Source organism: Pseudomonas sp. 1121_17 (genome assembly GCF_052850745.1).
The window spans coordinates 84,541-110,690 of the sequence record NZ_VXCX01000001.1 but is presented as its reverse complement, the minus strand read 5'-3'; the positions used below and the strand labels follow the sequence as shown (position 1 = coordinate 110,690).

The 26,150-nt window shown below is 63.2% G+C and carries 21 protein-coding genes; 8 read left to right on the top strand and 13 right to left on the bottom strand.

Annotated elements, in window-relative coordinates; genetic code table 11:
• The first annotated feature begins 29 nt into the window (after positions 1-29).
• On the top strand, positions 30-770 hold the full coding sequence (locus FW789_RS00515) for a YciK family oxidoreductase (protein ID WP_411564448.1): 741 nt from the start codon (positions 30-32) through the stop codon (positions 768-770).
• Positions 771-858: 88 nt separating this feature from the next.
• Here FW789_RS00515 and FW789_RS00510 read toward each other — a convergent pair whose 3' ends face one another.
• The 7 genes from FW789_RS00510 to FW789_RS00480 all read right to left on the bottom strand — a co-directional run bounded on the left by FW789_RS00510 (position 859) and on the right by FW789_RS00480 (position 8,690).
• Complete coding sequence (locus FW789_RS00510) at positions 859-1,644, bottom strand: iron-containing redox enzyme family protein (protein ID WP_207073677.1); 786 nt, start codon at positions 1,642-1,644, stop codon at positions 859-861.
• A gap of 39 nt (positions 1,645-1,683) precedes the next feature.
• Entirely contained in the window at positions 1,684-4,140 is a 2,457-nt protein-coding gene (locus FW789_RS00505) for an EAL domain-containing protein (RefSeq protein WP_186699966.1), read from the bottom strand.
• Between the two features lie 146 nt (positions 4,141-4,286).
• The gene (locus tag FW789_RS00500; protein ID WP_446430731.1) at positions 4,287-6,119 is read right to left on the bottom strand and encodes an ABC transporter ATP-binding protein; all 1,833 of its coding nucleotides are present in this window, start codon (positions 6,117-6,119) and stop codon (positions 4,287-4,289) included.
• Positions 6,112-6,744: a DsbA family protein gene (locus FW789_RS00495; RefSeq protein ID WP_207073675.1), complete on the bottom strand. Its 633-nt coding sequence runs from the start codon at positions 6,742-6,744 to the stop codon at positions 6,112-6,114. Before FW789_RS00495 ends, FW789_RS00500 begins: the two co-directional genes overlap by 8 nt.
• A gap of 3 nt (positions 6,745-6,747) precedes the next feature.
• Complete coding sequence (gene trhO / locus FW789_RS00490; protein WP_101321664.1) at positions 6,748-7,680, bottom strand: oxygen-dependent tRNA uridine(34) hydroxylase TrhO; 933 nt, start codon at positions 7,678-7,680, stop codon at positions 6,748-6,750.
• 181 nt (positions 7,681-7,861) lie between these two features.
• The gene (locus tag FW789_RS00485) at positions 7,862-8,158 is read right to left on the bottom strand and encodes a BolA family protein (protein WP_101321665.1); all 297 of its coding nucleotides are present in this window, start codon (positions 8,156-8,158) and stop codon (positions 7,862-7,864) included.
• Positions 8,159-8,168: 10 nt separating this feature from the next.
• Positions 8,169-8,690, bottom strand: a complete 522-nt coding sequence (locus FW789_RS00480; protein ID WP_101321666.1) for a DUF2059 domain-containing protein — start codon at positions 8,688-8,690, stop codon at positions 8,169-8,171.
• 154 nt (positions 8,691-8,844) lie between these two features.
• On the opposite strand from FW789_RS00480, the gene FW789_RS00475 reads away from it, so the two are divergent.
• A complete protein-coding gene (locus FW789_RS00475) occupies positions 8,845-10,239 on the top strand; it encodes a class II fumarate hydratase (protein WP_430328292.1) in 1,395 nt (464 codons plus the stop codon).
• 49 nt (positions 10,240-10,288) lie between these two features.
• Here FW789_RS00475 and FW789_RS00470 read toward each other — a convergent pair whose 3' ends face one another.
• Entirely contained in the window at positions 10,289-11,248 is a 960-nt protein-coding gene (locus FW789_RS00470) for a DMT family transporter (RefSeq protein ID WP_446430730.1), read from the bottom strand.
• 161 nt (positions 11,249-11,409) lie between these two features.
• Positions 11,410-12,903 carry a polyphosphate:AMP phosphotransferase gene (gene pap, locus FW789_RS00465; protein WP_103438220.1) on the bottom strand — a complete coding sequence of 498 codons (1,494 nt, stop codon included), beginning with the start codon at positions 12,901-12,903 and terminating at the stop codon, positions 11,410-11,412.
• A gap of 123 nt (positions 12,904-13,026) precedes the next feature.
• Between pap and mnmC the strand changes: the two genes are divergently transcribed.
• The 5 genes from mnmC to FW789_RS00440 all read left to right on the top strand — a co-directional run bounded on the left by mnmC (position 13,027) and on the right by FW789_RS00440 (position 20,219).
• Positions 13,027-15,003, top strand: a complete 1,977-nt coding sequence (gene mnmC / locus FW789_RS00460; RefSeq protein WP_446430729.1) for a bifunctional tRNA (5-methylaminomethyl-2-thiouridine)(34)-methyltransferase MnmD/FAD-dependent 5-carboxymethylaminomethyl-2-thiouridine(34) oxidoreductase MnmC — start codon at positions 13,027-13,029, stop codon at positions 15,001-15,003.
• Positions 15,004-15,144: 141 nt separating this feature from the next.
• On the top strand, positions 15,145-16,932 hold the full coding sequence (locus FW789_RS00455; protein WP_103438222.1) for an N-acetylglutaminylglutamine amidotransferase: 1,788 nt from the start codon (positions 15,145-15,147) through the stop codon (positions 16,930-16,932).
• A 3-nt stretch (positions 16,933-16,935) separates the two neighbouring features.
• Positions 16,936-18,681 carry an N-acetylglutaminylglutamine synthetase gene (gene ngg, locus FW789_RS00450; RefSeq protein WP_207073672.1) on the top strand — a complete coding sequence of 582 codons (1,746 nt, stop codon included), beginning with the start codon at positions 16,936-16,938 and terminating at the stop codon, positions 18,679-18,681.
• A gap of 64 nt (positions 18,682-18,745) precedes the next feature.
• Positions 18,746-19,930 carry an osmoprotectant NAGGN system M42 family peptidase gene (locus FW789_RS00445; protein WP_103438224.1) on the top strand — a complete coding sequence of 395 codons (1,185 nt, stop codon included), beginning with the start codon at positions 18,746-18,748 and terminating at the stop codon, positions 19,928-19,930.
• A gap of 61 nt (positions 19,931-19,991) precedes the next feature.
• A complete protein-coding gene (locus FW789_RS00440) occupies positions 19,992-20,219 on the top strand; it encodes a YheU family protein (protein WP_101321674.1) in 228 nt (75 codons plus the stop codon).
• Positions 20,220-20,251: 32 nt separating this feature from the next.
• Here the strand turns inward: FW789_RS00440 and csrA are convergent, their stop codons facing one another.
• From csrA to FW789_RS00425, 3 genes are all read right to left on the bottom strand, one after another.
• Positions 20,252-20,431 (bottom strand): carbon storage regulator CsrA, encoded by a 180-nt coding sequence (csrA, locus tag FW789_RS00435; protein ID WP_103438225.1) that lies wholly within the window; start codon positions 20,429-20,431, stop codon positions 20,252-20,254.
• A 955-nt stretch (positions 20,432-21,386) separates the two neighbouring features.
• On the bottom strand, positions 21,387-21,719 hold the full coding sequence (locus FW789_RS00430; RefSeq protein WP_103438833.1) for a YnfA family protein: 333 nt from the start codon (positions 21,717-21,719) through the stop codon (positions 21,387-21,389).
• 49 nt (positions 21,720-21,768) lie between these two features.
• Positions 21,769-22,575, bottom strand: coding sequence for an SDR family oxidoreductase (locus FW789_RS00425; RefSeq protein ID WP_103438226.1), 807 nt, complete (start codon positions 22,573-22,575; stop codon positions 21,769-21,771).
• A gap of 197 nt (positions 22,576-22,772) precedes the next feature.
• On the opposite strand from FW789_RS00425, the gene FW789_RS00420 reads away from it, so the two are divergent.
• On the top strand, positions 22,773-22,931 hold the full coding sequence (locus tag FW789_RS00420; RefSeq protein WP_181003848.1) for a DUF3309 family protein: 159 nt from the start codon (positions 22,773-22,775) through the stop codon (positions 22,929-22,931).
• Here FW789_RS00420 and FW789_RS00415 read toward each other — a convergent pair.
• Entirely contained in the window at positions 22,859-26,143 is a 3,285-nt protein-coding gene (locus FW789_RS00415; protein WP_446430728.1) for a transporter substrate-binding domain-containing protein, read from the bottom strand. The genes FW789_RS00420 and FW789_RS00415 overlap by 73 nt on opposite strands.
• Positions 26,144-26,150 lie beyond the last annotated feature (7 nt).

Here is a 26,150-nt window from a genome sequence, read left to right as displayed (position 1 = left end):
CCGCGCCCTGGCTTGCAAAGGATAGACCTATGTTCGATTACACCGCCCGCCCTGGCCTGCTCGCTGGCCGAGTGATCATGGTGACTGGCGCCGGCCGCGGCATTGGCGCTGCGGCGGCCAAAGCCTATGCCGCGCTTGGCGCGACCGTGCTGCTGCTGGGCAAGACCGAAGCCAACCTCAATGAGGTCTATGACGAGATCGAAGCCGCTGGCCACCCGCAACCGGTGGTGATCCCGTTCAATCTGGAAACCGCCCTCGCGCACCAGTATGACGAGCTGGCAGTAATGATCGAGAACGACTTCGGTCGCCTTGACGGGCTGCTCAACAACGCCTCGATCATTGGCCCGCGCACGCCGGTGGAGCAGCTCTCGGGCGACAACTTCATGCGCGTGATGCACATCAACGTGAATGCCACGTTCATGCTTACCAGCACGCTATTGCCGCTGCTGAAGTTGTCCCAGGATGCGTCGGTGGTGTTCACCTCCAGCAGCGTCGGGCGCAAGGGCCGGGCTTACTGGGGTGCCTATGGTGTGTCGAAGTTCGCTACCGAGGGCTTGATGCAGACCTTGGCCGACGAGCTGGAAGGCGTAGCACCGGTGCGCTCCAACAGCATTAACCCGGGCGCGACCCGCACCGCCATGCGTGCGGCGGCGTATCCGAGCGAGAATCCGCAGGACAATCCGTTGCCTGAAGAAATCATGCCGGTTTACGTGTATTTGATGGGGCCGGACAGCAAGGCGGTGAATGGGCAGGCGTTCAACGCCCAGTAACACCGCGGTGGCTGGATTGGGGCTGCTTTGCAGCCCTTCGCGGGCAAGCCCGCTCCCACAGGGTTAGCGTTGTGGCGCCAAGTCGCGATCAACCGGCTGCAAGACCCAGCCGCGTACGCCCAGCCTGACGCTGCTCGAGCTGCATGCAGCGCTCGAGGAACAGGTACATGCAGTCGTAGCTCTTGCACACCGCCTTGCGCAACTCGGCGCGCAGCAACGGCGTCGGGCTCTCCCCCACCAGTGTGCAGATGATCTCCAGCGCCTCCCAAGGGTGCGCATCGTCATACTGGGCATGCATTTTCAGCCACTTCATGGCGCGCTTGCGGGTCTCTTGCGGGAAGCCCTCGGCATACGCGCCATCCGCACAGACCACCGCCGACCATTCGCCGGTTGCGCCTTCAATCGCATAGTTGGTGGCCGCCATGGCAATCGCCAGCGACTCGGTCGAGCACACCCGCCAGCACCAGTCATTCAAGCCATTGAGCTCGGCCGGCACGTCCTGCGCCTGCAGATCACCCAAGGTCACACCGTGGGCATGGCACCAGTGCACCCAGTAATCAGCATGGTTAAGTTCGACGCGGATATTGCGCATCAGCCAGCGCCGGGCCATGTCCTCGCCAGGGTGGCGGGCAAAGCGGGTCTTGGTCAGATTGTGCGCCATGTACAGGGAAAACTGCTCAACCACTGGCCAGCCGCCAATCAGGTACTGGCGAATGGTCGCTTGACGCAGTTGACCATCGCGCAGGCGCTGGTAGAACTCGTGCTCGACTACCCGGCGCTTGCTCTCGCGGCAGTCTTCGATCATTTGTTGCGCCCACTGCGGGTAGCTGGCGGGATCCATCAGCGGCCCAATCCGAACGAATGCGTCACTCACTGTCAGCTCCTTGATTCCCTGTGATTTAGCCGTCCACTCTCAGCGAAACGTCCCTGGCGCGCGCTGCAGCAAAGGCCGTGCTGCAATTCGTTGGCGTTGCAGGCTATCGCAGGTAAACACCTGCGGCCGCTCGATCAGGTAGCCCTGGGCGTAGTCCACGCCGATTTCCTGCAGGGCCTGCTCGATCAACGGCGTTTCAACAAATTCGGCGATGGTGCGTTTGCCCATGACGTGGCCGATGTGGTTGATCACCTCAACCATAGCGCGATTAATCGGATCATCCAGCATGTCTTTTACAAAACTTCCGTCGATCTTCAGGTAGTCCACCGGCAAATGCTTCAAATAAGCGAATGACGACATTCCGGCGCAGAAGTCATCCAGCGAGAATTTGCAGCCCAGCCCTTTCAATTCATTGATGAAGCGAATGGCACTGCCCAGATTGGCGATGGCGCTGGTTTCGGTAATTTCGAAGCAAATCATCCGTGGCGGGATTTCAAACTCGCTGAACAGCCGTTGCAAATAATCAAGAAATTTATCGTCGCCGATGCTCGAACCGGACAGGTTGATCGCCACCAGTGCCAACGGCCCCGGGCGCCCCTCGTTCAGGCACTGGCGGATAACCTGGAATACGTTGCGCACTACCCAGCGATCAAGCGCCGTCATCAGCCCATAACGCTCGGCGGCGGGGATGAAGCTGTCGGGCAGAATGGTCCGCCCGCTTTCGTCGTGCAGGCGCAGCAGGATCTCGATATGCCCCGGCCCTTCCTGATCACTGAGGGCGGCAATCTCTTGGGCGTACAAGCAGAAGCGGTTCTCCTCGAGCGCCACATGCAGACGCTGAATCCAGGCCATTTCGCCAAAGCGCATGGACAGCTCGCTGTCGTCGGCGTGGTACACCTGAACCCGATTGCGGCCCTTCTCCTTGGCCATGTAGCAGGCCATGTCGGCAGCGCGCAAGGAGGCCTCAAGGGTGCCGGGCGCTTGCGCCATGCTCACCAGGCCAATGCTCACAGTGGTAATGAACGGCCGCCCCTTCCAGACAAAATGCAGGCTCTGCACCGCCTGGCGCAGTTGCTCGGCGATGCGCTCGGCCTGCTCCTGCGGACAGTTCTCGAGCAGTACGCCAAATTCGTCTCCCCCCAGCCGCGCCAGGGTGTCGCCCTCGCGCAGGCCGGACTGCAGCACCGCACAGATGTGGCGCAGCAGCTCGTCACCCGCGGCGTGGCCACAGGTGTCGTTGACCAGCTTGAACTGGTCCAGATCGAGAAACATCAACGCATGCCGGCCAGGCTGACGCGCCAGGCCGTTGAGCGCCTGTTCGAGGCGGTATTCAAACTCGCGGCGGTTGGCCAGCCCGGTCAGGGCGTCATGGGTGGCCTGCCACGACAGGTTGGCAATGTACTGCCGCTCCTGGGTCATGTCATGCAGCACCAGGACGATGCCAGTGGCCTGGCCATCGCTGAGGATCGGTGAGCCCACCAGGTTGACCGAGACCGTGCTGCCATCCAGGCGCTGGATCAACCGTGCATGCTCGGCGCCGCCGCGCAGGCTGCCTGCCAGCACCTGCTCGATCAAGGTGCGCGCGTCTTCATCGCTGTGCTCGTCGAGCAGGCTGAACAGCGCCGACAACGGCAGCCCCTGAGCTGATGCAGCTTGCCAGTGGGTCAGCTGCTCGGCGGCGGCGTTCATGTAGAGGATATTGCCGTCGACGTCGGTGGTGATCACCGCATCGCCAATCGAGGCCAGGGTGATCTGCGCACGGTCCTTTTCGGCCTGCAGTGCGCTGGCAAACGCCTGGCGTTGGGACAACAACTTGCTCGAACGGCGCCAGGCCATTGTAATCAGGAAGATTGCCGTCAGCAGGTTGCTGATCAGCAACACCTTGAGCAGCACCCGCGAGCCTTCGCCCAGGGCGTCGCTGAAGGCCTTGGCGGCCGGCGTCACGCCTTCGTTGATGGTGGCGATGCGCGCCTTCCACTCATTGACCTGCTCCAGGGTCGGCTGGCCGCTGCTGAAGCTGCTGTGGATTTCAGTCGCGAGCAGGTCGAGCTGGCGCAGGTAGTCGTCGCCGATATCCCAATAGGCAATGGCCTTCTGCATGAAGCTGATGTTACGAAAGTAGCTGTAGAACCAGATGATCCTACTGACGTCTTCAGGGTGGTTGCCGCCCTGCAGGATGCCGGTGCGGGCTGCAGCGTAGTCGGGTGTGGGCTGGTCCAGCGCGATGCGCAGTTCGTGATCGCCCTGGGGCACGGCGATGGCTTGGTGAAAACGCTGCAGAAAGCGCGGTTCAGGCCGCTCGGCGTATAAATTGAGGTAATAGATGGCGTCTTTCTGCGCCTTCGACCAGAGGCTCTCGCCGGCGACATAGGCACGCACGGCCGAAAGCGTGTACAGGCTCAGGCCGGCCAGCAAGACCTGCAGGATCACCACGGCGACAAACGGCCAGATGATACCCAGCAGCCTAGGCGCTTGATGAATTTGAGTTCCCTTCATGGAGTCCCTGTCACGGCGGCAGATAAAGCACTAATCAAACCAGACAAGCACAGCGTAGGCGAGAAACCGCTACTAGCTAGACGTTCGCATTGCAAATAAATGCAGGATTATCCTGCTCATGCAGCGCCGCCGGCGCCAGCCACTGCTCAGGTCTGCTGCAGATGGCCGTACAACTTGGCGTAAAGCCCACCGTCAGCTATCAATTGCTGATGATCACCGTCTTCGGCGACGTGCCCGCCGTCAAATACCAGGACCCGGTCGGCCTGCTTCACCGCCGAAAGCCGGTGGGCAATGATCAACGTGGTACGGCCACTGAGAAATCGCGCCAAGGCCTGATGCAGGTTGTATTCAGTGGCGGCATCGAGGGCCGAGGTGGCTTCGTCGAGGATCACCACTTTAGGCTCGGCGAGGACCATCCGGGCAATCGCCAGGCGCTGACGCTGGCCGCCGGACAAGCGCACACCAGAGCGGCCAACGACGCTATCAAGGCCCTGCGGCAAGGCACTGATGGTGCTGTCGAGCTGGGCGATGCGCAGCGCCTGCCAACAGGCTTCGTCACTGCACTCGCGGCCCATGGTCAGGTTGGCGCGCACGCTATCGTTGAACAAGGCCGGATGCTGCAGCACTACCGCAACGTTTTCGCGCAGGGTCTCCAGGCCAATCTCCTGCAGGCTGGCGCCGCCGAAACGAATGGTCCCGGCCTGAGCGGTGTACAGACCCAGCAGCAACTGAACGAGGGTGCTCTTGCCGCCGCCGCTGGCACCGACAATCGCGACCTTTTCGCCTGGCGCAATCGACAGATCGAGGTGCTCCAGCACCGGCTCGTCAGCGTAGGAGAAACGCAAGTCGCGCACCTCGATGCCAACCGTGTCGCGCCCGGCAAACGGATCGCTGGCAGCGGCGTATTGCGGCTCGTCCTCGCGCGCCAGCAGCTCGTTGAGGCGGCTCAGCGCGCCACCGGCGGCGTAGTAGGCGTATTGCAGATTGAGCAGCTGCTCGACCGGGCCGATCATGAACCACAGGTAGCTGAACACAGCGAGCATCTGCCCGATCGACAGGTCGGAGAACAACACGGTGAGCATCGCAGCAGCACGGAAGATGTCGATGCCGAACTGGAACAACAAGCCGCTGGCGCGCCCGCTGGCATCGCTTTTCCACTGCGAGGCCACGGCGTAGTCACGCACTTCACGGGCGCGCAGGCCAAGCCGACCGAGGAAATAACCCTGACGGTTGCCGGCGCGGATTTCCTGAATGGCATCCAGCGTCTCGGTCAGCGCCTGGGTAAAGCGCCCAGTGCTGTCGTTCTCGAGTTTCTTCAGGTGTTTGACGCGCTTGCCCAACTGCACGGTGAAGTAGATCACCAGCGGGTTGAACAGCAGAATCAACAATGCCAACTGCCAGTGCATCCACAACAGGATTGCCGCAGTGCCGGTCAGGGTCAGCATCGCCACCAGGAAGCGACTGAGGGTTTCGCCGACAAACTTGTCCAAGGTGTCGAGGTCAGTGACCAAGTGAGTGGCCACGGTGCCACTGCCCAGGCTTTCGTATTCCTTGAGCGAGATACGCTTGAGGCGCTCGATCAGGCGAATCCTCAGGCGGTAGACAATGTCTTTGGCCAGGCCGGCAAACAGCTTGGCCTGAACCACGTTGAAGGCCAGCGCGCAAACCCGCAGGCAGAATGTCGCCGCGAGCATCAAGCCGATATAGCCGGTTGCCTGCTGCCAGTGGCTTGGCAGCAGATGATTCATCCACTTGAGTGCAGCGTCGCCGTGGCCCAGCAGCACCTCATCGACCAGCAGTGGCAGCAGCAACGGGATCGGCACGCTGCACAGCACCGCCAGCATCGCCACCAGGTTGGCGCCCCACAAGGCCTTGCGGTGATGCAGTGCCAGCCGGCGGATTTCTGCCCAACTCAACCGATCAGGGGCGCCATGAGGCTTCCCCGGTACAGGGTCGGGCGACCCCGGCAGGTCAAGCACACGCGGCCTGCTGCAGCCAGCGGCCGAGCAAAGGCTGCAGGCTGGTCAGCGGCTGATAGCCGTTGGTCAGCAAGGCCAGTTGACCATTACGTTCGGCCAGCAGGGTCGGGAAACCGGCGATACCCAGGTCTTGCACCCAGCTGAAATCAGCGGCGGTAGCACTGCGGGTTTCGCTGCGAATCAGCGCTTCAGCGAACTGCGCGCGATCAAAGCCGGCCTGCTCGGCCAGGTCGACCAGTTGCGGCGGGCGGGTCACGTCCAGGCCTTGCTCGTAGAAGCCGGCCTGAATCAGCGCCAGCAACGGCCAGGCGCGTTCGGCGTCGAGCTCGCGCGCAGCAACCAGGGCACGGCAGGCCGGCTCGGTGTCATAGACAAAACCATCGGGCAGCGCGTCGTCGAATCGAAACGGCTGGCCGGTGGCTTCGGCGACCGCCTGCCAATGCTCGAGGATGTAGCGCCGAGTAGCGACATCCAGGGCGCTGCTGGCCGAGCGCAGGCCGCCCACCACCAGCCGCGTCGGCACGCCCGCCTCGGCTGCCTGGGCGATCAGCGCCGCAGCCACCGGGGCGAACCCCCAGCACCAGGAGCACATCGGATCCATCACATACAGCAGGCGTGCAGACATGCCTCAGGCCTCGGCTTTGTAATTGAAACCAATCGGGTGTGGCTGGTTGCGCGCCTTGGCCAGTTCGATCTGTTTCTGCCGGTCGATGGCGCTGCGGCGAGTCTTCTCGCTCAGGCTGTCCCAGCAATGCGGGCAGCTGACGCCTGGCGAATAATGCTCGGACGCACGCTCTTCGGCGTTGATCGGGTGACGGCAGGCATGGCACTGGTCGTACTCGCCCTCGGTCAAGTCGTGACGCACCGTGACGCGGTTGTCGAAGACGAAACAGTCACCATCCCACAGGCTCTCTTCCTGAGGCACTTCTTCGAAGTACTTCAGCACGCCTCCCTTGAGATGATAGACCTCCTCGAAGCCCTCACCGAGCATATAGCTGGAGGCTTTTTCACAGCGGATGCCGCCGGTGCAGAACATTGCCACCTTCTTGTGCTTGCTCGGGTCGAAGTTGGCCTTGATGTACTCGGGAAACTCGCGGAAGGTCTCGGTCTTGGGGTCGACCGCGCCCTTGAAGGTGCCGATCGCCACTTCGTAGTCGTTGCGGGTGTCGATCAAGAGCACTTCAGGGTCGCTGATCAGGGCGTTCCAGTCCTTGGGCTCAACGTAGGTGCCCACCTTGTGGTTTGGGTCCACGCCAGGCACGCCAAGGGTCACGATCTCTTTTTTCAGCTTGACCTTGGTGCGGTAGAACGGCTGCTCGTCGCAGTACGACTCTTTATGATCGATGTCGACCATGCGCGGGTCGCTGCGCAACCACTGGAGCAGGCCGTCGATCCCTTCGCGGGTGCCCGAGACAGTACCGTTGATGCCTTCCAGCGCCAGCAGCAGCGTGCCTTTGACGCCGTTGTCGAGCATGGCCTTGAGCAGCGGCTCGCGCAGTTCGAGGTAGTCTTCCAGGGTGACGAATTTGTACAGCGCCGCGACGACGATAGCTTGTGACATGTAACGAGTTCTCCAGGTGGTCACCCTCGTAAGGGGCGGACCGGAATGACAGTTTGAGCGGGTGGCCTTGAAACACACATGGGAGCGGCGATGCGCTGACCCAGGCTGAAAACAGCTCGGGTCAACGCACCACCGCTCCCACGGGGGATGTTGCGCAGTTTACCAGAATGCCTGGGAGGTTTCAGTGACCGCCGCCAGCACACACCGGCGATGCCGGTGCTGCGCCAACCTTGGCCCACTCCTCAGGGGTGTAGGTGTGAATGGCCAGGGCATGAATCTGCCCCATCAGATCGGCCATGGTCGCGTACACCCGCTGGTGGCGCTTGACGCTGTTGAGGCCAGCGAACTGCTCGCTGACCAGCACCGCCTTGTAGTGCGTCTCCAGCCCACGGCTGTGCATGTGGCTTTCGTCGAGCACCTCAAGGTGCACGTTGGCCAATGCCGCCAGTTGCTGTTCGATGCGTTGTTGCATGTTCATCAGCGTTGGCTCACTTCTTCGCAGGAGCGGCTTTGCCAGCGTTCGGGTCGAGCTCTTTGGTCATGTCTTCAAGCAGCTTGTTGACCACCGGTACCGCTGGCTCCAGGCTCTGCTGGGTCAGCTGGGCCGACTGCTGAGTGACCTTGGGCATTTCGCGCAGGACTTTCTTGCCCAATGGCGACTCGTAGAACTTGACCAGGTCCTGCAGCTCGCCTTCGGTGAAGGTCGCGGTGTACAGGTTGACCATCTGCGGCTTGAGCTTTTTCCAGCCAATGGCGTTGTCCAGAGCAGCGTTGGCCTTGGCCTGGTAGCTGTCGAGCACGGCTTTCTTGGAGGCTGGCGCCTTGGTCTGCTCGAAGCGCTGGGCAAACATCTGCTGCACCTGCATGTACACCGGAGTGCCCAGCTTGTCGGCATTGGCCAGGGTCAGGAACTTCTCGGCGGCTTGGTTGTGCGCAGGGGTTGCGGCAAGAACCGAACCGCTGGCGCAGGCCAGGGCGACGGCGGCACAAAGGACACGGAGACGGGTCATTGCAAATCCTTCAGGAAAGGGAGGCGAGTACCTCAGAGACGAGCATTCTGCGCCGCGCCGGGCGCTCTACTCAAGTAGCACGATGAGCGATTGAACCGCTCGGTCGAATCGGGGCCTAAACTGCGGATTCAGACGATTATGGAGTGAACGCCGCATGAGCCGTATCGAAACAGACAGCCTGGGCCCGGTCGAAGTTCCTCAGGACGCCTACTGGGGCGCGCAAACCCAGCGCTCGCTGATCAACTTCGCCATCGGCCAGGAGCGCATGCCGCTGGCCGTTTCGCACGCGCTGGCGCTGATCAAGAAGGCCGCCGCACGGGTCAATGACCGCAACGGTGACCTGCCGGCGGATATCGCCCGGCTGATCGAACAGGCCGCCGACGAAGTGCTCGATGGCCAGCTGGACGAGCAGTTCCCGTTGGTCGTGTGGCAGACCGGCAGCGGCACCCAGAGCAACATGAACGTCAATGAAGTGATCGCCGGGCGCGCCAACGAGCTGGCCGGCCAGGGCCGCGGCGGCAAATCACCGGTGCATCCGAACGATCACGTCAACCGCTCGCAGAGCTCGAATGACTGCTTCCCCACCGCGATGAACATTGCCGCGGCGCAGGCAGTGCACGACAAGCTGCTGCCAGCGATTGCCGAGCTTTCGTCGGGGCTGGCCGAGCTGTCTGCGCGCCATCACAAACTGGTCAAGACTGGCCGCACGCACATGATGGATGCCACGCCGATCACTTTCGGCCAGGAGATCTCGGCGTTCGTCGCCCAGCTCGACTACGCCCAGCGAGCGATTCGCGCAGCGCTGCCAGCAGTGTACGAGCTGGCCCAGGGCGGCACGGCTGTGGGCACCGGCCTGAACGCACCGCATGGCTTTGCCGAAGCCGTCGCCGCCGAGCTGGCGGCATTGTCCGGGCTGCCCTTCGTCACTGCGCCGAACAAGTTTGCCGCGCTCGCCGGGCATGAGCCGCTGGTCAACCTGGCCGGCGCGCTGAAATCACTCGCCGTAGCCCTGATGAAAATCGCCAACGACTTGCGCCTGTTAGGCTCCGGCCCACGTGCAGGGCTGGCCGAGGTGCGCCTGCCGGCCAACGAACCGGGCAGCTCGATCATGCCCGGCAAGGTCAACCCAACTCAGTGCGAGGCGTTGTCGATGCTGGCCTGCCAGGTGCTGGGCAACGACGTCACCATCGGCTTTGCCGCCAGCCAGGGGCATCTGCAGCTGAATGTGTACAAGCCGGTGATCATTCACAACCTGCTGCAGTCGATCACCCTGCTCGCCGACGGCTGCAGCAACTTCCAGCAGCACTGCGTGGCCGGCATCGAGCCGGATGCCGAGCAGATGGCCGAGCACCTTGAGCGTGGTTTGATGCTGGTGACTGCGCTGAACCCGCATATTGGTTATGACAAGGCGGCGGAGATTGCCAAGAAGGCTTACAGCGAAGGGACGACCTTGCGTGAAGCTGCCCTGGCGCTGCAGTATTTGACCAATGAGCAGTTCGATCAGTGGGTGCGCCCGGAGAACATGTTGGCGCCTGGCGCCAAGGGCTGAGTGAGTCGGGGCGCTGCGCGCCCCCATCATTATTAGCGGCCAACAATATTCAACCAACCTGCAACCGCGCACGCCTTGCCCGCCAACTGGCCAGCAGCGACGGCCCCAAGGCCACCAGCGCCGAACCCAGCACCACCGTCACCGCGCCGATATAACCCAGCGCATTGATCTGTTCGGCATGCACATACTCCGGCCACAGCCACGCAGCCAGCGCTACAGCGACAAACGTCACCAAGGGCGTCAACGCCAATGTCGCACTGACCCGCGACGCCTCCCAATGCGCCAGCGCTTCCGCAAAAGCGCCATATGCCACCAGAGTATTCAAACAGCAGGCCAACAGCAGCCAGCCTTGCAAGGGGCTCAACTGCAGCGCCTCGAGCGGGTGCACCCAGGGCGTCAGCAGCGCCGCGCAACCCAGGTAGATCACCATCATCACCTGCTGCGAATTCCATACGGTCAGCAGCTGTTTTTGGCTAAGCGCATAAAACACCCAGATGCTGGTCGCCAGCAAAATGGTCAAGACACCCGTGGTGTAGGTGCCCAACGACCCCAGCAGCTCGGCCAGGCGCTGATTGAAAAACAGCCCAAAGCCCAGCAGCAGCACGACCAGGCCCATGCCCTGGCCCCAACTGAAGCGCTCCCTGAATACGAATACGCTGGCCACCAACAACAGCACCGGGCCGATCTGCACCACCAGCTGGGCAGTGCCGGGGCTGAGCAGCTTGAGCCCGATCAGGTACAGCACGTAGTTGCCGAGCAGGCCGAAGATGGCCAGCGCCACCAGGCCGGTACGCTTGCGGCCCAGGCCGGCAAATGGCGGCAGGCGGCGCTTGGCCGACAGCCAGATGAACAACAGGCCACCGGATACCAGCAGGCGATACCAAGTCACCGTGACCGGGTCCATCACCTGCAGGACCTGCTTCAACTTGATCGGCAGGATGCCCCAGAGCAGCGCGGTCAACAGTGCCAATAGCAGGCCATGGACCCAGCGTCCGGAAGTGGTGTGCATAACGTCCTCGATCAAAGCCCGTGGTGGGGGTGATCGCAGTCTAAGGGCTTGGCGGGTGTAACAGGTCTAAAATGACTGGAAAAAAATGCATCAGGTCATTCCCTGGCGGCATGCCTACCTGCTGCGCGCTGGGCGCGACGCCGCAGGCAGGCCGTTTGCGGTTACTTCTTGTGCTTGGCGAACGCTGCTTCCAACGCCTCGTTGATGGTGCGCAGGACCTTGACCCGCGCCCAGCGCTTGTCATTGGCCTCGACCAGCGTCCAGGGTGCAATCTCGGTGCTGGTGCGGTCGACCATATCGCCGACAGCTTCGGTATAGACGTCCCATTTTTCGCGGTTGCGCCAGTCATCTTCGGTGATCTTGTAGCGTTTGAAGGGTATTTGCTCGCGCTCTTCAAAGCGCTCCAATTGGGTCTGCTGATCGATCGCCAACCAGAACTTGACCACTACCACGCCGGCGTTGCTCAGCTGCTCTTCGAAGTCATTGATTTCACCGTAGGCGCGCATCCAGTCGGCAGGCGTGCAAAAACCCTCAACCCGCTCCACCAGCACCCGGCCATACCACGAACGGTCGAAGATGGTGAACTTGCCGCGCGCCGGCACATGCCGCCAGAACCGCCACAGATAAGGCTGGGCGCGTTCCTCTTCAGTGGGTGCAGCAATCGGCACGATGCGGTACTGGCGTGGGTCGAGCGCAGCGGCCACACGGCGGATCGCGCCGCCCTTGCCGGCCGCATCGTTACCTTCGAACACCGCGACCAGGGCATGCTTGCGCATGTGCTTGTGACGCAGCAAACCGGCCAGGCGCGCTTGTTCGCTGACCAGCTGCTGCTCGTAGTCCTTCTTGTCCAGGCGCTGGCTCAAATCCAGCGCGTTGATCAGGTTGAGGTCGTCGATGCTGCGGCCCAGCGGGGCGACGTTGCCCTTGTGCTTGGCCTTGGGGTCCACAGCCAGCGCGGCCTGCATGCTCTCCAGCAGAATCTGACCGACGGCCAGGCTACGGTAATGCGGGTCGGCGCCTTCGATCACGTGCCAGGGCGCATAGTCGCGGCTGGTGCGGCGCAGCACGCGCTCGCCGAAGCGCACGAAGCGGTCGTAGGTCTGCGACTGTTGCCAGTCCAACGGGCTGATCCGCCAGCTGTGCAGCGGGTCGTCGCGCAGGGTCTTGAGGCGCGCCTTCATCTGCTTCTTGGACAAGTGAAACCAGAACTTGATGATCAACGCGCCTTCATCGCAGAGCATCTGTTCCAGCCGCTCGGCGCCGGCAATCGCTTGATCGAGCACGGCGTCCTTGAATTGGCCATGCACCCGGCCTTGCAGCATCTGGCTGTACCAGTTGCCGAAAAACACCCCCATCCGGCCCTTCGGTGGCAGCGCCCGCCAATAGCGCCAGGCGGGCGGCCGGGCCAGTTCTTCGTCGGTCTGCTGATCGAAGGTCAGCACGTCGATCAGGCGCGGGTCCATCCACTCGTTGAGCAACTTGACCGTCTCGCCCTTGCCGGCGCCTTCGATGCCATTGATGAGGATGATCACCGGTAGGCGAGACTGCTGCTTGAGCTCGTACTGAGCGTCGAGCAGCGCCTCGCGCAGCGCCGGCACTGCAGCATCAAAGGTGTCCTTGTCGATGTGGTGACCGATTTGCGCAGATTCGAACATGCTGGCGTGGCTCCTTCATTGGAATGACAAGACTAGCGGATCGGCAGCGATTTATGCGCTTGCGTGCAGCCTAAGACCTGCGCAATGGCTTAAAATCCCGCTTCCGCTGCCGCCGAGCCGACCATGCCAGACCCTACCCTCCCCCAGCACGCCCAGATTGACTGGGACGATCAGGGCCGCCCGCACTCGCGGCAATACGACGACGTGTACTTCTCCACCACTGAAGGCAGCCTCGAAACCCAGTACGTGTTCATCGAAGGCAACCGCCTGCGCCAGCGCTTTGCCGAGCTGCCAGCCGATGGCTGCCTGGTGATCGGCGAGACCGGGTTTGGCACCGGGATGAACTTCTACTGCGCCTGGCAGCTGTTTGCCGAGCAGGCCACGGCCGGCGCCCGCCTGCATTTCGTCAGCGTCGAAAAGTACCCGTTGAGCCATGCCGATCTGAGCCGCGCCGTTAAGCTGTGGCCGGAGCTGGCGGCTTACTGGCAGCCGCTGCTGAACCAGTACGTGGCAGTGCATCCGGGCTTTCAGCAGTTCACCTTCGACGGCGGCCGGGTGACCCTGACCTTGCTGATCGGTGATGTACTCGAGCAACTGCCGCTGCTCGATGCGCGCATCGACGCGTGGTTTCTCGACGGCTTCGCGCCCGCGAAAAACCCTGACATGTGGACACCCGAGCTGTTCGCGCAACTGGCGCGGCTGTCGCATGCAGGCACCAGCATCGGCACCTTCACCACCACCGGCTGGGTCCGCCGTAGCCTGATCGAGGCCGGCTTCAGCATGAAAAAGGTGCCTGGGCTGGGCACCAAGTGGGAGGTGATGCACGGCCACTACAGCGGCCAGCCGGCGGTGACGGCCACGGCACCGTGGTACGCCCGCCCAACAGCCACCGGCGGCCCGCGCCAGGCGCTGGTGATCGGCGCCGGGCTGGCTGGCAGCGCCAGCGCCGCCAGCCTGGCCACACGAGGTTGGCAGGTCACGGTGCTGGAGCGCCATGCTGCGCCTGCACAGGAAGCCTCGGGCAATCCGCAAGGCGTGCTGTATTTGAAGCTGTCTGCCCATGGCACAGCGCTGTCACAGATGATCGTCGCCGGCTTCGGCTACACCCGCCGTTACCTCGAACGCATGCAGCGCGGACGCGACTGGGATGCTTGCGGCGTACTGCAACTGGCCTTCGATGACAAGGAAGCCGTGCGTCAGGCCAAGCTCGCTGGCGCCTTCGACAGCAGCCTGCTGCGCCCGCTGAGCCAGCTCGAGGCCGAGCAGGTGGCAGGGGTCAGCCTGGCCAGTGGCGGCCTGTTTTATCCACAGGGTGGCTGGGTGCACCCGCCGGCGCTGTGCGCTGCGCAATTGCAGCACCCGCGCATTGAAGTAAAGGTGCATCAGGAAGTGCTCGAGCTGCGCCAGGTTGATGGCCTCTGGCAAGCCTGGGCCGGCGCGCGTCTGCTGGCCACTGCGCCGGTGGTGGTGCTGGCCGGCGCGGCCGATGTGCGCGCCTTTGCGCCGTGTGCGGAGCTGCCGCTCAAACGCATCCGTGGGCAGATCACCCGCTTGCCGGCCACTGCCGAGAGCCGCTCGTTGAGTACGGTGGTATGTGCCGAGGGCTATGTGGCGCCGGTGCGCGATGACGAGCACACGCTTGGCGCCAGCTTTGACTTCCACAGCGACGACCTGACCCCGACCGTGGCCGAGCATCAAGGCAACCTCGAGCTGCTCGAGGAAATTTCCACCGACCTCGGTCAGCGGCTGCAGCTCGCCACGCTGGACCCGGCACTGCTGCAAGGGCGCGCAGCGTTTCGCTGCACCAGCCCGGACTACCTGCCGATTGTCGGGCCGGTTGCTGACGCTCATGCCTTCAACGAGGCGTACGCCATGCTGCGCAAGGATGCTCGGCAGCTGCCTGCAGTTGACTGTCCTTGGCTGGATGGCCTGTATGTAAACACCGGGCATGGCTCGCGAGGCCTGATCACCGCCCCGCTCAGCGGTGAGCTGCTGGCGGCCTGGATCAGTGGCGAACCCTTGCCGGTGCCGCGGTCGGTAGCTGAGGCGTGCCACCCTAATCGCTTTGCATTACGCGCCCTGATTCGCGGCAAGGCCTGAGCAACGGGCTGCTTGCAGCCGACTGACCACTCATCCCTTATAACCGATTGATATAAAACTCTCAGAAACTGCTCCGGTCACTACCTAAGTGCCCGTCATCCGGCGAGGCACCTTCCCCAACGGCAAAACCGGTAAGGACTTATGTGCGGATTAGCTGGAGAGTTACGTTTTACCCCGATCAATCAGGCCCCGCGCCCCGCGGATCTCGCTGCGGTTGAGCGCATCACCCACCATCTGGCCCCACGCGGCCCAGATGCCTGGGGCTTCCATAGCCAAGGGCCGATTGCCCTCGGTCATCGGCGCTTGAAGATCATGGACTTGTCCGACGGCTCGGCGCAGCCGATGGTCGACAACAACCTCGGCCTGTCGCTGGCGTTCAACGGCGCCATCTACAACTTCCCGGAACTGCGCCAGGAGCTGCTCGACCTGGGTTATACGTTCTGGTCCGACGGCGACACCGAAGTGCTGCTCAAGGGCTATCACGCCTGGGGCGCCGCGCTGCTGCCCAAGCTCAACGGCATGTTCGCGCTGGCCATCTGGGAGCGCGACACCCAGCGCCTGTTCCTGGCACGTGACCGCCTTGGCGTCAAGCCGCTGTACCTGTCGCGCAACGGTGAACGCCTGCGCTTCGCCTCGACCCTGCCGGCACTGCTCAAGGGCGGCGATATCGACCCGGTGATCGACCCGGTAGCGCTCAACCACTACCTCAACTTCCACGCTGTGGTACCGGCGCCGCGTACCTTGCTGGCCAATGTGCAAAAGCTCGAGCCTGGCACCTGGATGCGTGTCGACCGCCACGGCGAAGTCGAACGTCAGACCTGGTGGCAGCTCAAGTACGGGCCAAATGCCGACGAGCAGAAGCTCGACCTCGAAGACTGGACCACCCGCGTCCTCGACGCTACCCGCGATGCGGTGGCGATCCGTCAACGCGCCGCAGTGGACGTTGGTGTACTGCTGTCGGGCGGGGTCGATTCGAGCCTGTTGGTCGGTCTGCTGCGCGACGTTGGCGTGGACGATCTGTCGACTTTCTCGATCGGCTTCCAGGACGCTGGCGGTGAGCGCGGCGACGAGTTCGAGTTTTCCGACCTCATCGCCCGCCACTACGGCACCCGCCACCATCAGTTGCGCATCGATGAGCACGAAATCATCGACCAGTTGCCGGCGGCGTTCCGCGCCATGAGCGAACCGATGGTCAGCCACGACTGCATCGCTTTCTATCTGCTATCGCGTGAAGTCGCCAAGCACTGCAAGGGCGTACAGAGCGGCCAGGGCGCCGATGAGCTGTTTGCCGGTTACCACTGGTACCCGCAGGTCGATGGCGCAGCGGACCCGTACTCGGCCTACCGCGATGCGTTCTTTGACCGCAGCCATGCCGAATACCGCGAGACGGTGCAGGCACCGTGGCTGCTGGACAACGACGCAGCAGGTGATTTTGTTCGCGAGCATTTCGCCCGCCCTGGCGCGGCCGATGCGGTAGACAAAGCGTTGCGCCTGGACAGCACGGTGATGCTGGTCGATGACCCGGTCAAACGGGTCGACAACATGACCATGGCCTGGGGCCTGGAGGCGCGCACGCCGTTCCTCGATTACCGCCTGGCGGAACTCTCGGCGCGGATCCCGGCACGCTTCAAGCTGCCCGATGGCGGCAAGCAGGTGCTCAAATCCGCCGCACGTCGGGTCATCCCGCATGAGGTGATCGACCGCAAGAAGGGTTACTTCCCGGTCCCTGGCCTCAAGCACCTGGAAGGAGCCACCCTGGGTTGGGTGCGCGACCTGCTGACCGACCCAAGCCAGGACCGTGGCCTGTTCAACCCGGCCATGATCGACAAGCTGCTGAGCAACCCGCACGGCCAGTTGACCCCACTGCGCGGCTCCAAGCTGTGGCAGTTGGCGGCACTGAACCTGTGGCTCAGTGAACAAGGAATCTGATCGATGAAAGCCCACGAAACAGCCTACGGCCAGCGCTTGCTGCGCGGCCAGGCCCCGTCCTACGCGCGGCTGCAGGCGCGCCTGGCCGAAGATGGCAGCGAGCCGCACGACCAGCCACGGGCAGTCCACTGCGGCTGGGGCCGGCTGCTGATCGGCCATACCTACCCGGACCCGAGCTGCCTGGCACAGGCGCTGCTGGATGAGGCCCCCGGTGAACGCGACATTGCCCTTTACGTGGCGGCGCCGCATCAGGTACTGGCGCACGCTCCGCAACAGCTGTTTCTCGACCCCTCGGACACCCTGCGCCTGTGGTTCAGTGACTACCGCCCGGCGCAGCGGGTGTTCCGCGGTTTTCGTATTCGCCGGGCACAGAGCGAAAGCGACTGGCAGGCGATCAATGCGCTGTACCAGGCGCGCGGCATGCTCCCGGTCAACGCCGAGCTGCTCACCCCGCGCCATCAAGGCGGGCCGGTGTACTGGCTGGCCGAAGATGAAGACACCCATGCTGTGATCGGCAGCGTGATGGGCCTCAATCACAGCAAGTCGTTCGATGACCCCGAGCATGGCAGCAGCCTCTGGTGCCTGGCCGTCGACCCGCGCTGCAGCCGGCCTGGGGTCGGCGAGGTGCTGGTGCGGCACTTGATCGAGCACTTCATGAGCCGCGAGCTGGCCTATCTGGATCTGTCGGTGATGCACGACAACCGCCAGGCCAAGCGCCTCTACGAAAAGCTCGGCTTTCGCAACTTGCCGACCTTTGCCGTCAAGCGCAAGAACGGCATCAACCAGACCCTGTTCCTCGGCCCTGGGCCTGAGGCCGAGCTCAACCCGTACGCGCGCATCATTGTTGACGAAGCCCACCGCCGCGGCATCGAAGTGCAGGTCGACGACGCCAAGGCCGGCTTGTTTACCCTCAGCCTGGGCGGGCGCCGGGTACGCTGCCGCGAGTCGCTCAGCGACCTCACCAGCGCCGTCAGCATGACCCTCTGTCAGGACAAGCGCCTGACCCAGCATGCGCTGGAAAAGGCCGGGCTGAAGGTGCCGGTGCAACAGCTGGCCGGCAATGTCGACGACAACCTGGCGTTTCTGGAAGAGCACGGCGCGGTAGTGGTCAAGCCGGTCGATGGCGAGCAAGGCCAGGGTGTGGCGGTCAATCTGACCACGCTTGAGGAGGTTTCCCAGGCCGTCGCACACGCCCAGCGTTTTGATAGCCGCGTACTGCTCGAGAGCTTCCATCCGGGGTATGACCTGCGCATCGTGGTCATCGGCTACGAAGTGGTGGCCGCAGCCATTCGCCACCCGGCACAGGTGATCGGTGACGGCACGCACAGCGTCAAGGCGCTGATCGAGGCCCAGAGCCGCCGCCGCGAGGCTGCCACGGCTGGTGAAAGCCGCATTCCGATGGATGAAGAAACCGAGCGCACCGTGCGTGCGGCAGGTTATGAATACGGCGATATTCTGCCGGCAGGCGAGCACCTGGCGGTACGCCGTGCGGCCAATCTGCACACCGGCGGCATTCTCGAAGATGTCACCGAACGTTTGCATCCGGCCTTGGCCGATGCCGCCGTGCGCGCGGCGCGGGCGCTGGATATTCCCGTGGTCGGCCTGGACTTCATGGTGGGCGATGCCAGCCAGCCCGACTACGTGATCATCGAAGCCAACGAGCGCGTTGGCCTGGCCAACCATGAACCGCAACCCACGGCCGAGCGCTTTGTCGATCTGCTGTTTCCGCACAGCCGGGCACCAGCCTGAATCACCCAGGGGGCCTGCGCGGTAACCGCGTCAGGCCACCCTCCCCCACCGCCTAGGAGTGACTATGTCTGTAACCCACCCCGAACCGGATCTGGACTACCTGAAACGCGTCCTGCTGGAAATGCTCGCCATCCCCAGCCCGACCGGCTTTACCGATACCATCGTGCGCTATGTCGCCGAACGCCTGGATGAATTAGGCATTCCGTTCGAGCTGACCCGCCGCGGCACCATCCGCGCCACCCTCAAAGGCCGGCAAAGTTCGCCTGACCGCGCTGTATCAGCCCACCTCGACACCATCGGCGCCAGCGTGCGCCAGTTGCAGGACAACGGCCGCCTGGCCCTGGCGCCGGTCGGCTGCTGGTCGAGCCGGTTTGCCGAGGGCAGCCGGGTCAGCGTGTTTACCGACACCGGTGTGTTCCGCGGCAGCGTGTTGCCGCTGATGGCCAGCGGGCACGCCTTCAACACCGCTATCGACCAGATGCCGATCAGTTGGGACCACGTCGAAGTGCGCCTGGACGCCTACTGCGCGACCCGCGCCGACTGCGAGGCGTTGGGGATCTCGATTGGTGATTTCGTCGCCTTCGATCCCCTGCCCGAGTTCACCGAAAGCGGCCATATCAGCGCCCGCCATCTGGACGACAAGGCCGGTGTGGCAGCGCTGCTTGCTGCGCTCAAGGCGGTGGTGGAAAGCGGCCAGCAGCCGCTGATCGACTGCCACCCGCTGTTCACCATCACCGAAGAGACTGGCTCTGGTGCTGCAGGTGCATTGCCGTGGGACGTCAGTGAATTTGTCGGCATCGACATTGCGCCGGTGGCACCTGGTCAGGCCTCCAGCGAGCATGCGGTGAGCGTGGCGATGCAGGACTCGTCGGGGCCGTACGATTACCACCTGTCGCGGCACCTGCTCAAGCTTGCCAATGACCAGCAACTGCCGGTACGCCGCGATCTGTTCCGTTACTACTTCAGCGATGCGCACTCGGCGGTTACGGCGGGCCATGACATCCGCACGGCGTTGGTGGCGTTTGGTTGCGATGCCACCCACGGGTATGAGCGGACCCATATCGACAGCCTGGCAACCCTCAGCCGGCTGCTCTCGGGTTACCTGCTCAGCCCACCGGTGTTTGCCAGCGATTCGAACCCGGCCAATGCTTCGCTGGAGCGCTTCAGCCACCAGATAGAGCATGACGCGCAGATGGAGAGCGATACCCGTGTGCCGCCGGTTGACAGCCTTTTGGGTAACAAGCTGTGACGCCTGTGGTGCGCGAATCGCGTAGCATGGCGGGATTGTCGATCAATCTACGAAGTTGCCCATGCTGATCCCTTACGACCAACTCGAAGCTGAAACCCTGACCCGCCTGATCGAGGACTTCGTGACGCGCGAAGGCACCGATAACGGCGATGACACGCCGCTGGAAACCCGTGTGCTGCGGGTGCGCCAGGCATTGGCCAAGGGTCAGGCGTTTATCCTGTTTGATCTGGAAAGCCAGCAGTGCCAGCTGCTGGCCAAGCATGATGTGCCCAAGGAGCTGTTCGAGTAATGCTGTGGGGGGCTGCGAGCCGGTCCCCCTTTTTACTGCTCCTGCACTTTGCGGGCTTTGATTCGCTTGTAGATTTCACAGCGGTGTACGGGTAGGTCGCGTGGGGCGTCGATGCCCAGGCGGACGATGCCATGGTCGATCGCTACTACCACGATCTGGATGTCATCGTTGATGGCGATGACCTGGCCAACTTCGCGAGTCAGTACCAGCATGCTTTGATCCTCCTCGTTCCAGGGAAGATTGGAGACTGCACTGGGTACATTCGCCTACACAACGTTGCTCCTGCTAAATAGATCGGTCCTACGCTTGAGGGTAAAAACCCCTACAGATTTGGGGTGGTTTTGAGGGGGGTGTTTCTTGATTGGGGTGGGCTTATCCTTTTTTTGTGGTGGCGGGTAGGGCCCCTTTCGCCCTTACGGCGAGTCACTTTTTTGACAAACGCCTCAAAAAAGTAACCAAAAAAAGGCTGGCTCCTACATCCGGCCCCTTCGCTGCGCTGCGGGGTTCCCTCGCTCCGGCCTTGCTCCCGGGAGGACCGCGCTGTACGGGCCTCCTGGCCCGCAGCGCTTGCCGGCCATCCATGGCCGTCACCTCCCTCCGCAAGACCTGCGCTCGGCCTCCTGAAGTCGCAGGTAGATCAAGATCAAAAGCAGATCAAGATCAAGAGCACGCCTCGCTGCGCTGGCGCAGATCAAGAACGCAGATCAAAAGCGAAGGTCAAAAGCGAAGGTCAAGGCTGGGGCAGCTTTGTGGCCATCCGTAGCGGTCCGCCTTGCCCGCGAAGGGCCGCGCCGCGGCCCCGCTCTTGATCTGCGCCAGCGCAGCGAGGCGTGCCTTTGATCTTGATCCACCGGCGACTCAGGAGGCCGAGCGCAGGTCTTGCGGAGGGAGGTGACGGGCATGGATGCCCGGCAAGCGCTGCGGCCCAGGATGGGCCGTACAGCGCGGTCCTCCCGGGAGCAAGACCGGAGCGAGGGAACCCCGCAGCGCAGCGAAGGGGCCGGATGTGGAGCCAAGACCTTTTTTGGTTACTTTTTTGGGGCGTTTGCCAAAAAAGTGACTCGCCGTAAAGGCGAAAGGGGCCCGACCGGCCAACACAACAAACGGATAAGCCCCCATAACCGAGCACGACCCACCGAAGCCGAGAGCTGAACATCAACCAGCAAATCAGCCCTGCTGCAACCGCGGCCCAAACACAATAATCGTGGCCCCTACCACACACAACAGCGCCCCGATCCAATCACTCCCCAACGGCCGAACCCGCTCAATCAGCGCCAACCAGAGCAGCGAAGAAACGATATAGATCCCGCCATAAGCCGCATAAGCCCGCCCCGCATAGGCCGCTTCGACGCGCGTCAAAATCAGCCCAAACACACTCAGGCTGACCAGGGCCGGCACCACCCACCAGGCACTCTTGCCCAACCGCAACCAGAGGTAAAACGCATAGCACCCGCCAATCTCGAACAACGCCGCAAGAAAGAACCAGAAGTAATTGACCACAGCCACGCCCGTGCAGATTCAAAGCTGCCGAGCATACCTCACTCGCCCACTACTGCCGTGCCTTGGCGCGCATCTTCACCGCCATCCCAGCCATCTCCGCATACAACAATTCCGGCGTCTGGCACTTAAGCTTCCAGGCAGCACGCCCCGCCTCATGCGGCAAGATCAAAAACTCATCCGCAGCAATCCGCTCATGCATGTAATCGGCAATTTCGGCAGCGCTGATCGGCGAGCCTTCGAGCAACTTGCCCACTTGGGCTTTCATTGCCGGGTCCGGCCCGCGGAAAGAATCCAGCAGGTTGGTCTGGAAGAACGACGGGCACACCACATGCACCGCCACCTGCACCTGACGCAGCTCGACCAGCAGGCTTTCCGATAACGCCAACACCCCGGCCTTGGCCACGTTGTAGTTGCTCATGCCTGGGCCCTGCATCAATGCTGCCATCGAGGCGATGTTGACGATCCGCCCCTGGCTGCGTTCCAGTAACGGCAAAAATGCCTTGCAGCCCTTGACCACCCCCATCAAGTTGACCGCCAATTGCCAATCCCAGTCTTCCAGTGACAACTCGGCAAAAAAACCGCCCGAGGCCACCCCGGCGTTGTTGACGATCATGTCGATGCCGGCAAACCTTTCTTCACAGGCCTGGGCCAGCGCCGTCAGCTGGCTGTAGTCGCGAACGTCGCAGCGCTGCACGAACCCTTCGCCACCGGCGGCCTGCACCCACTCAAGGGTTTCCCGCAGGCCGGCCTCGTTGACATCGGCCAGCGCCAGGCGCCAACCCTCGCGCGCCCAACGCAGGGCAATTTCACGGCCGAGGCCAGACCCGGCGCCGGTAATCATCATTCGCTTGTGCATGCTGCAGGCCTTGTTCGGTGGGCAATAGCGCGAGTCTAGCCAAGGCCGGCCAGGGCCTGGTGCGCTATCGAAATGCTGAATGAGCGAACATGCCGACAAGGCAGACAATCGATTGAATTTTCTTGTAACAGCTGCGGTCGGAAATGTAAGCGGCCAGGATTGCCCGGCCCCTTCCCCCACGAAAACACGCAAGGATTCTGCCCATGACCACGATCCTCATCATCATCCTGATTCTGCTGCTGATTGGCGGCTTGCCAGTCTTCCCTCACTCGCGCAGCTGGGGCTATGGCCCGTCCGGCATCATTGGTGCGGTCCTGGTGGTTCTGTTGGTGCTGTTGCTGCTTGGCATGATATGACCCGGCACCGGTTCGGCTGACAGCTTCTCCAGCTGTCCTTCGAGCTGGTGCATAGCCAGGTGCAGCGCGTGTTTCGCGCGCTGCACTACGGCCACATTGCTTGGCTGTTGACGACAGCATCGCTCAAGTTCTTCACACGCTTCCAGCAACGGCCTCGCTCGGGCTATCTGCGCCCCGCCTTTGATCCGATGGGCCAATACGGCCAGTTCTTTCGGATCGTCTGGTTGCTGCTGTAACTGCCGTGAATCCTCGGTCAAACTCCCGCGTAAATCATTCAACAAGCCGCGCAAGGCCTGCTGATCATCGCCGACCAGACGTTGCAGATGGGCAAGGTCCAGCGCTGCGCCTACTCTGGCCGCCCCGGCCTGTGACGCGCCAGCGGTCCCCGCACCTGGGCCGGTCGCCAGTGCTGCGGCCAGGCTGCTCAGTGCCAGCGGTTTGAACAGGCAAGCGTCCATACCTGCCGCCCGGCAGCGCTGGCGTTCCTCCTGCACCGCATTGGCGGTCAGCCCGAGCACGCGGCATCTGGGCCTTCGCGTACGCCGCTCATGCAGGCGAATGGCCCGGGCCAGCGCGTAGCCATCCAGGCTTGGCATGCTGCAGTCGCTGATGACCACATCAAATGGCTGGCCAAGCCACAGGCGCAAGGCTTGCGCACCTTCTTCGGCAATGCAGGTGCGGTGGCCGAGGTATTCCAGTTGCTGGGCCAACAGCAGACGGTTGGCGGGATAGTCGTCGACCACCAGCACCCGCAGGTGGTGCTCGGCTGCAGGCGGCACGGCGAGCGGCGCCGGCTGCCGCTGGCCGTGCCAACGCTGACAACTCAGCAGGATCAACGCCTGTGTGCCGGCGCCGAGCACACTACGCAGGCGCAACTGGCCGCCCATCAGCTCGCACAGGCTGCGGCTGATACTCAGCCCCAAGCCGCTGCTGCAACGCGTTGATTGCTTTTGCCCGGCCTGGCGAAACGGCTGACCCAGTTCGGCCAGGTCTGCCTCGGCGATACCACTGCCGCTGTCCTTGACCTGCAGCTCCAGCGCCAGGCTTTCGCCACGCTCGCGCACACACAGACTGACCTCGACGCGTCCCGCGCGAGTGAACTTGATCGCATTGCTCAACAGGTTGGCCAGCACCTGCTTGAACCGCAGTGGGTCGAGCAGAACCTGGACATCGCCCGCACCCTCGCTATGCAGCAGCAGCGTCAGGCCTTTACGCCGCGCCTGCTGTTGAAACAGTTGCACCACCTGCTCGACCTGCTCGCGCAACTGCACCGGCTGCATTGCCAACTGCAGTTGCCCGGCTTCGATGCGGGTGATGTCCAGAATATCGCCGATCAGCGCCAGCAAGCCGCGCCCGGCATCGGCCGCCACATCAATCGCCACACGGTCCAGTGTGCCTTGCTCGGCCTTGTGCTGAGCCAGTTCGAGCATGCCCAGCAAGGCGTGCATGGGCGTGCGAATCTCATGGCTCATGGTCGCCAGAAAACGCGTCTTGGCCAGGTTAGCGGCTTCTGCCGTGTGCTTTGCGTGGCGCAGTTCGGCATGCAGCCGGCGCAGGTAACGGACCCACAGCAGCGCCAGCAGCAACAGCAATAGCATCAGGCCGAAACCGAGCAGGATGTTCAGTCGCTGACGCGGCCACAGGCCATCGGCGACGATCATCGGATTGCGCCAGCGCCGCACCAGCGTCTCCGTCTCGCGCGGGGTCAGGCTGAGCAGTGCCTTGTTCACGATACCCTGCAGCTCGACCTCGCCTCGCAGGCTGGCCAAGGCAAAGTGAGCAGGTGGCATGGTCAGGCTGGCGCTGATGCGCAACTGACGTGGGTACCAGCGCGCGATCAATGGGCGCGCATCGTCGAGGGTCAGCACTGCAGCCGTCGCCCGGCCGATGGCCACCGCTTGCAGCGCGGCCAGCGGCCCTTGAACCTGGAGCACGCGTACCTGTGGATAATGCTGGGCCAGTTCATCTTGCACAGCGCTGCCCCACACCACTGCCAGCGACTGCCCCGCCAACTGGCCAAGGCTGCTCGGCGCGGCCGGCTCGGTACGGCTGACCAGCACACGCGCAGCGCTCAGGTAAGAGCGACTGAAGCTCAACTGCTGGGCCAGCGCCGGGCTCTGGGGCAAACCAGCGATCAGTTGGGCGTGGCCCTGGCGCAATTGCCCAAGCATGCCCTCGACGCTGCTTGCGGAGGCCAGCTCGAACTGCAGGCCGCTGCGCCGGCTGATCAATTCCAGCACCTCCACGCTTAAACCGCGCCAGTGGCCGCTGCTATCGCGGTAGCTCAGCGGCAGCGAGTGCTCGTCGAGCAGTACATTCACCGTTGGATTGGCCTGCAACCAGCGTTGCTCATCTTCGCTCAGCTGCAACAGCACAGGGCTCGAGGGGACGGCACCGGTCACGCTCCAGCGCTGCTCGATGCGGGCGCGTTGCCTGGGCGACAACCCTTTGAGCACTGAATCGAGCATGTCAGCCAACGGTGCTGCGTCGCGGCGCAGGGCAAAGCCAATATCCTGCCCGGCCAGGCCAGCATTGCCGATTTCCTCGATACCGCGCGGCGAGGTCCGCGCCAGAGCATAGCGCCCCGCCAGGGCATGCCCCAGATACAGGTCGGCCTGGCCCAGGGTCAGTGCGGCCAGCGCGCTCAACGTTGTCGAATGCAGCTCGATCCGCGCCAGCGGATAGAGCTGGCGCAACTGCTCGACGGTGCGATAGCCCTCAACTGCAACCAGTCGAAACGCAGCGCCAGGCGGCGGCGCGGGCTGATCGCCTTGGCGTGCCATCAGCAGCGGCTGGTCCTGCGCATACGCATGCGACAGGCGCAGGCCTGCGGTCTGGGCACGCTCGCGGCTTACCGAGCCGAGCAGGTCAACCACGCCATCGCGTAATCCGGCCACGGCGGCGTCAAACGAGGCAAAGGTATGCACGCTGATGGACAGGTTCAGTTGCTCGGCCACGAGCCCGGCATAGTCGGCAGTGATGCCTTCATAGGCCTGGCCAGTGCCGAGGATGTCCAGTGGCGCATCGTCACGCGCGATCACCCCCAGGCGCAGTTGCCGGCGCGCCCACAACCAGCGCAGATCAGCATCGTCGGGCTCGACTCGCTGGTCATCGAGGCTGGCCCTGGCGTGCAACAACGGGGCGGCACCGGCCGGCAGCGTGAACAGCGCCAGAACGCCGCACAGGGCTGCCAGAAAGACACGCGGGCGCACCGGCTGA

What these genes read in the sequence shown, in the direction of transcription:
- FW789_RS00445 (WP_103438224.1), top strand. Translation starts at nt 18,746, where the DNA reads ATGTCTGTAACCCACCCCGAACCGGATCTGGACTACCTGAAACGCGTC.
- FW789_RS00455 (WP_103438222.1), top strand. Translation starts at nt 15,145, where the DNA reads ATGTGCGGATTAGCTGGAGAGTTACGTTTTACCCCGATCAATCAGGCC.
- FW789_RS00495 (WP_207073675.1), bottom strand. Translation starts at nt 6,744, where the DNA reads ATGTCTGCACGCCTGCTGTATGTGATGGATCCGATGTGCTCCTGGTGC.
- FW789_RS00515 (WP_411564448.1), top strand. Translation starts at nt 30, where the DNA reads ATGTTCGATTACACCGCCCGCCCTGGCCTGCTCGCTGGCCGAGTGATC.
- pap (WP_103438220.1), bottom strand. Translation starts at nt 12,903, where the DNA reads ATGTTCGAATCTGCGCAAATCGGTCACCACATCGACAAGGACACCTTT.
- FW789_RS00480 (WP_101321666.1), bottom strand. Translation starts at nt 8,690, where the DNA reads ATGACCCGTCTCCGTGTCCTTTGTGCCGCCGTCGCCCTGGCCTGCGCC.
- ngg (WP_207073672.1), top strand. Translation starts at nt 16,936, where the DNA reads ATGAAAGCCCACGAAACAGCCTACGGCCAGCGCTTGCTGCGCGGCCAG.
- FW789_RS00470 (WP_446430730.1), bottom strand. Translation starts at nt 11,248, where the DNA reads ATGCACACCACTTCCGGACGCTGGGTCCATGGCCTGCTATTGGCACTG.
- FW789_RS00425 (WP_103438226.1), bottom strand. Translation starts at nt 22,575, where the DNA reads ATGCACAAGCGAATGATGATTACCGGCGCCGGGTCTGGCCTCGGCCGT.
- FW789_RS00440 (WP_101321674.1), top strand. Translation starts at nt 19,992, where the DNA reads ATGCTGATCCCTTACGACCAACTCGAAGCTGAAACCCTGACCCGCCTG.
- trhO (WP_101321664.1), bottom strand. Translation starts at nt 7,680, where the DNA reads ATGTCACAAGCTATCGTCGTCGCGGCGCTGTACAAATTCGTCACCCTG.
- FW789_RS00505 (WP_186699966.1), bottom strand. Translation starts at nt 4,140, where the DNA reads ATGAAGGGAACTCAAATTCATCAAGCGCCTAGGCTGCTGGGTATCATC.
- csrA (WP_103438225.1), bottom strand. Translation starts at nt 20,431, where the DNA reads ATGCTGGTACTGACTCGCGAAGTTGGCCAGGTCATCGCCATCAACGAT.
- FW789_RS00485 (WP_101321665.1), bottom strand. Translation starts at nt 8,158, where the DNA reads ATGAACATGCAACAACGCATCGAACAGCAACTGGCGGCATTGGCCAAC.
- FW789_RS00475 (WP_430328292.1), top strand. Translation starts at nt 8,845, where the DNA reads ATGAGCCGTATCGAAACAGACAGCCTGGGCCCGGTCGAAGTTCCTCAG.
- mnmC (WP_446430729.1), top strand. Translation starts at nt 13,027, where the DNA reads ATGCCAGACCCTACCCTCCCCCAGCACGCCCAGATTGACTGGGACGAT.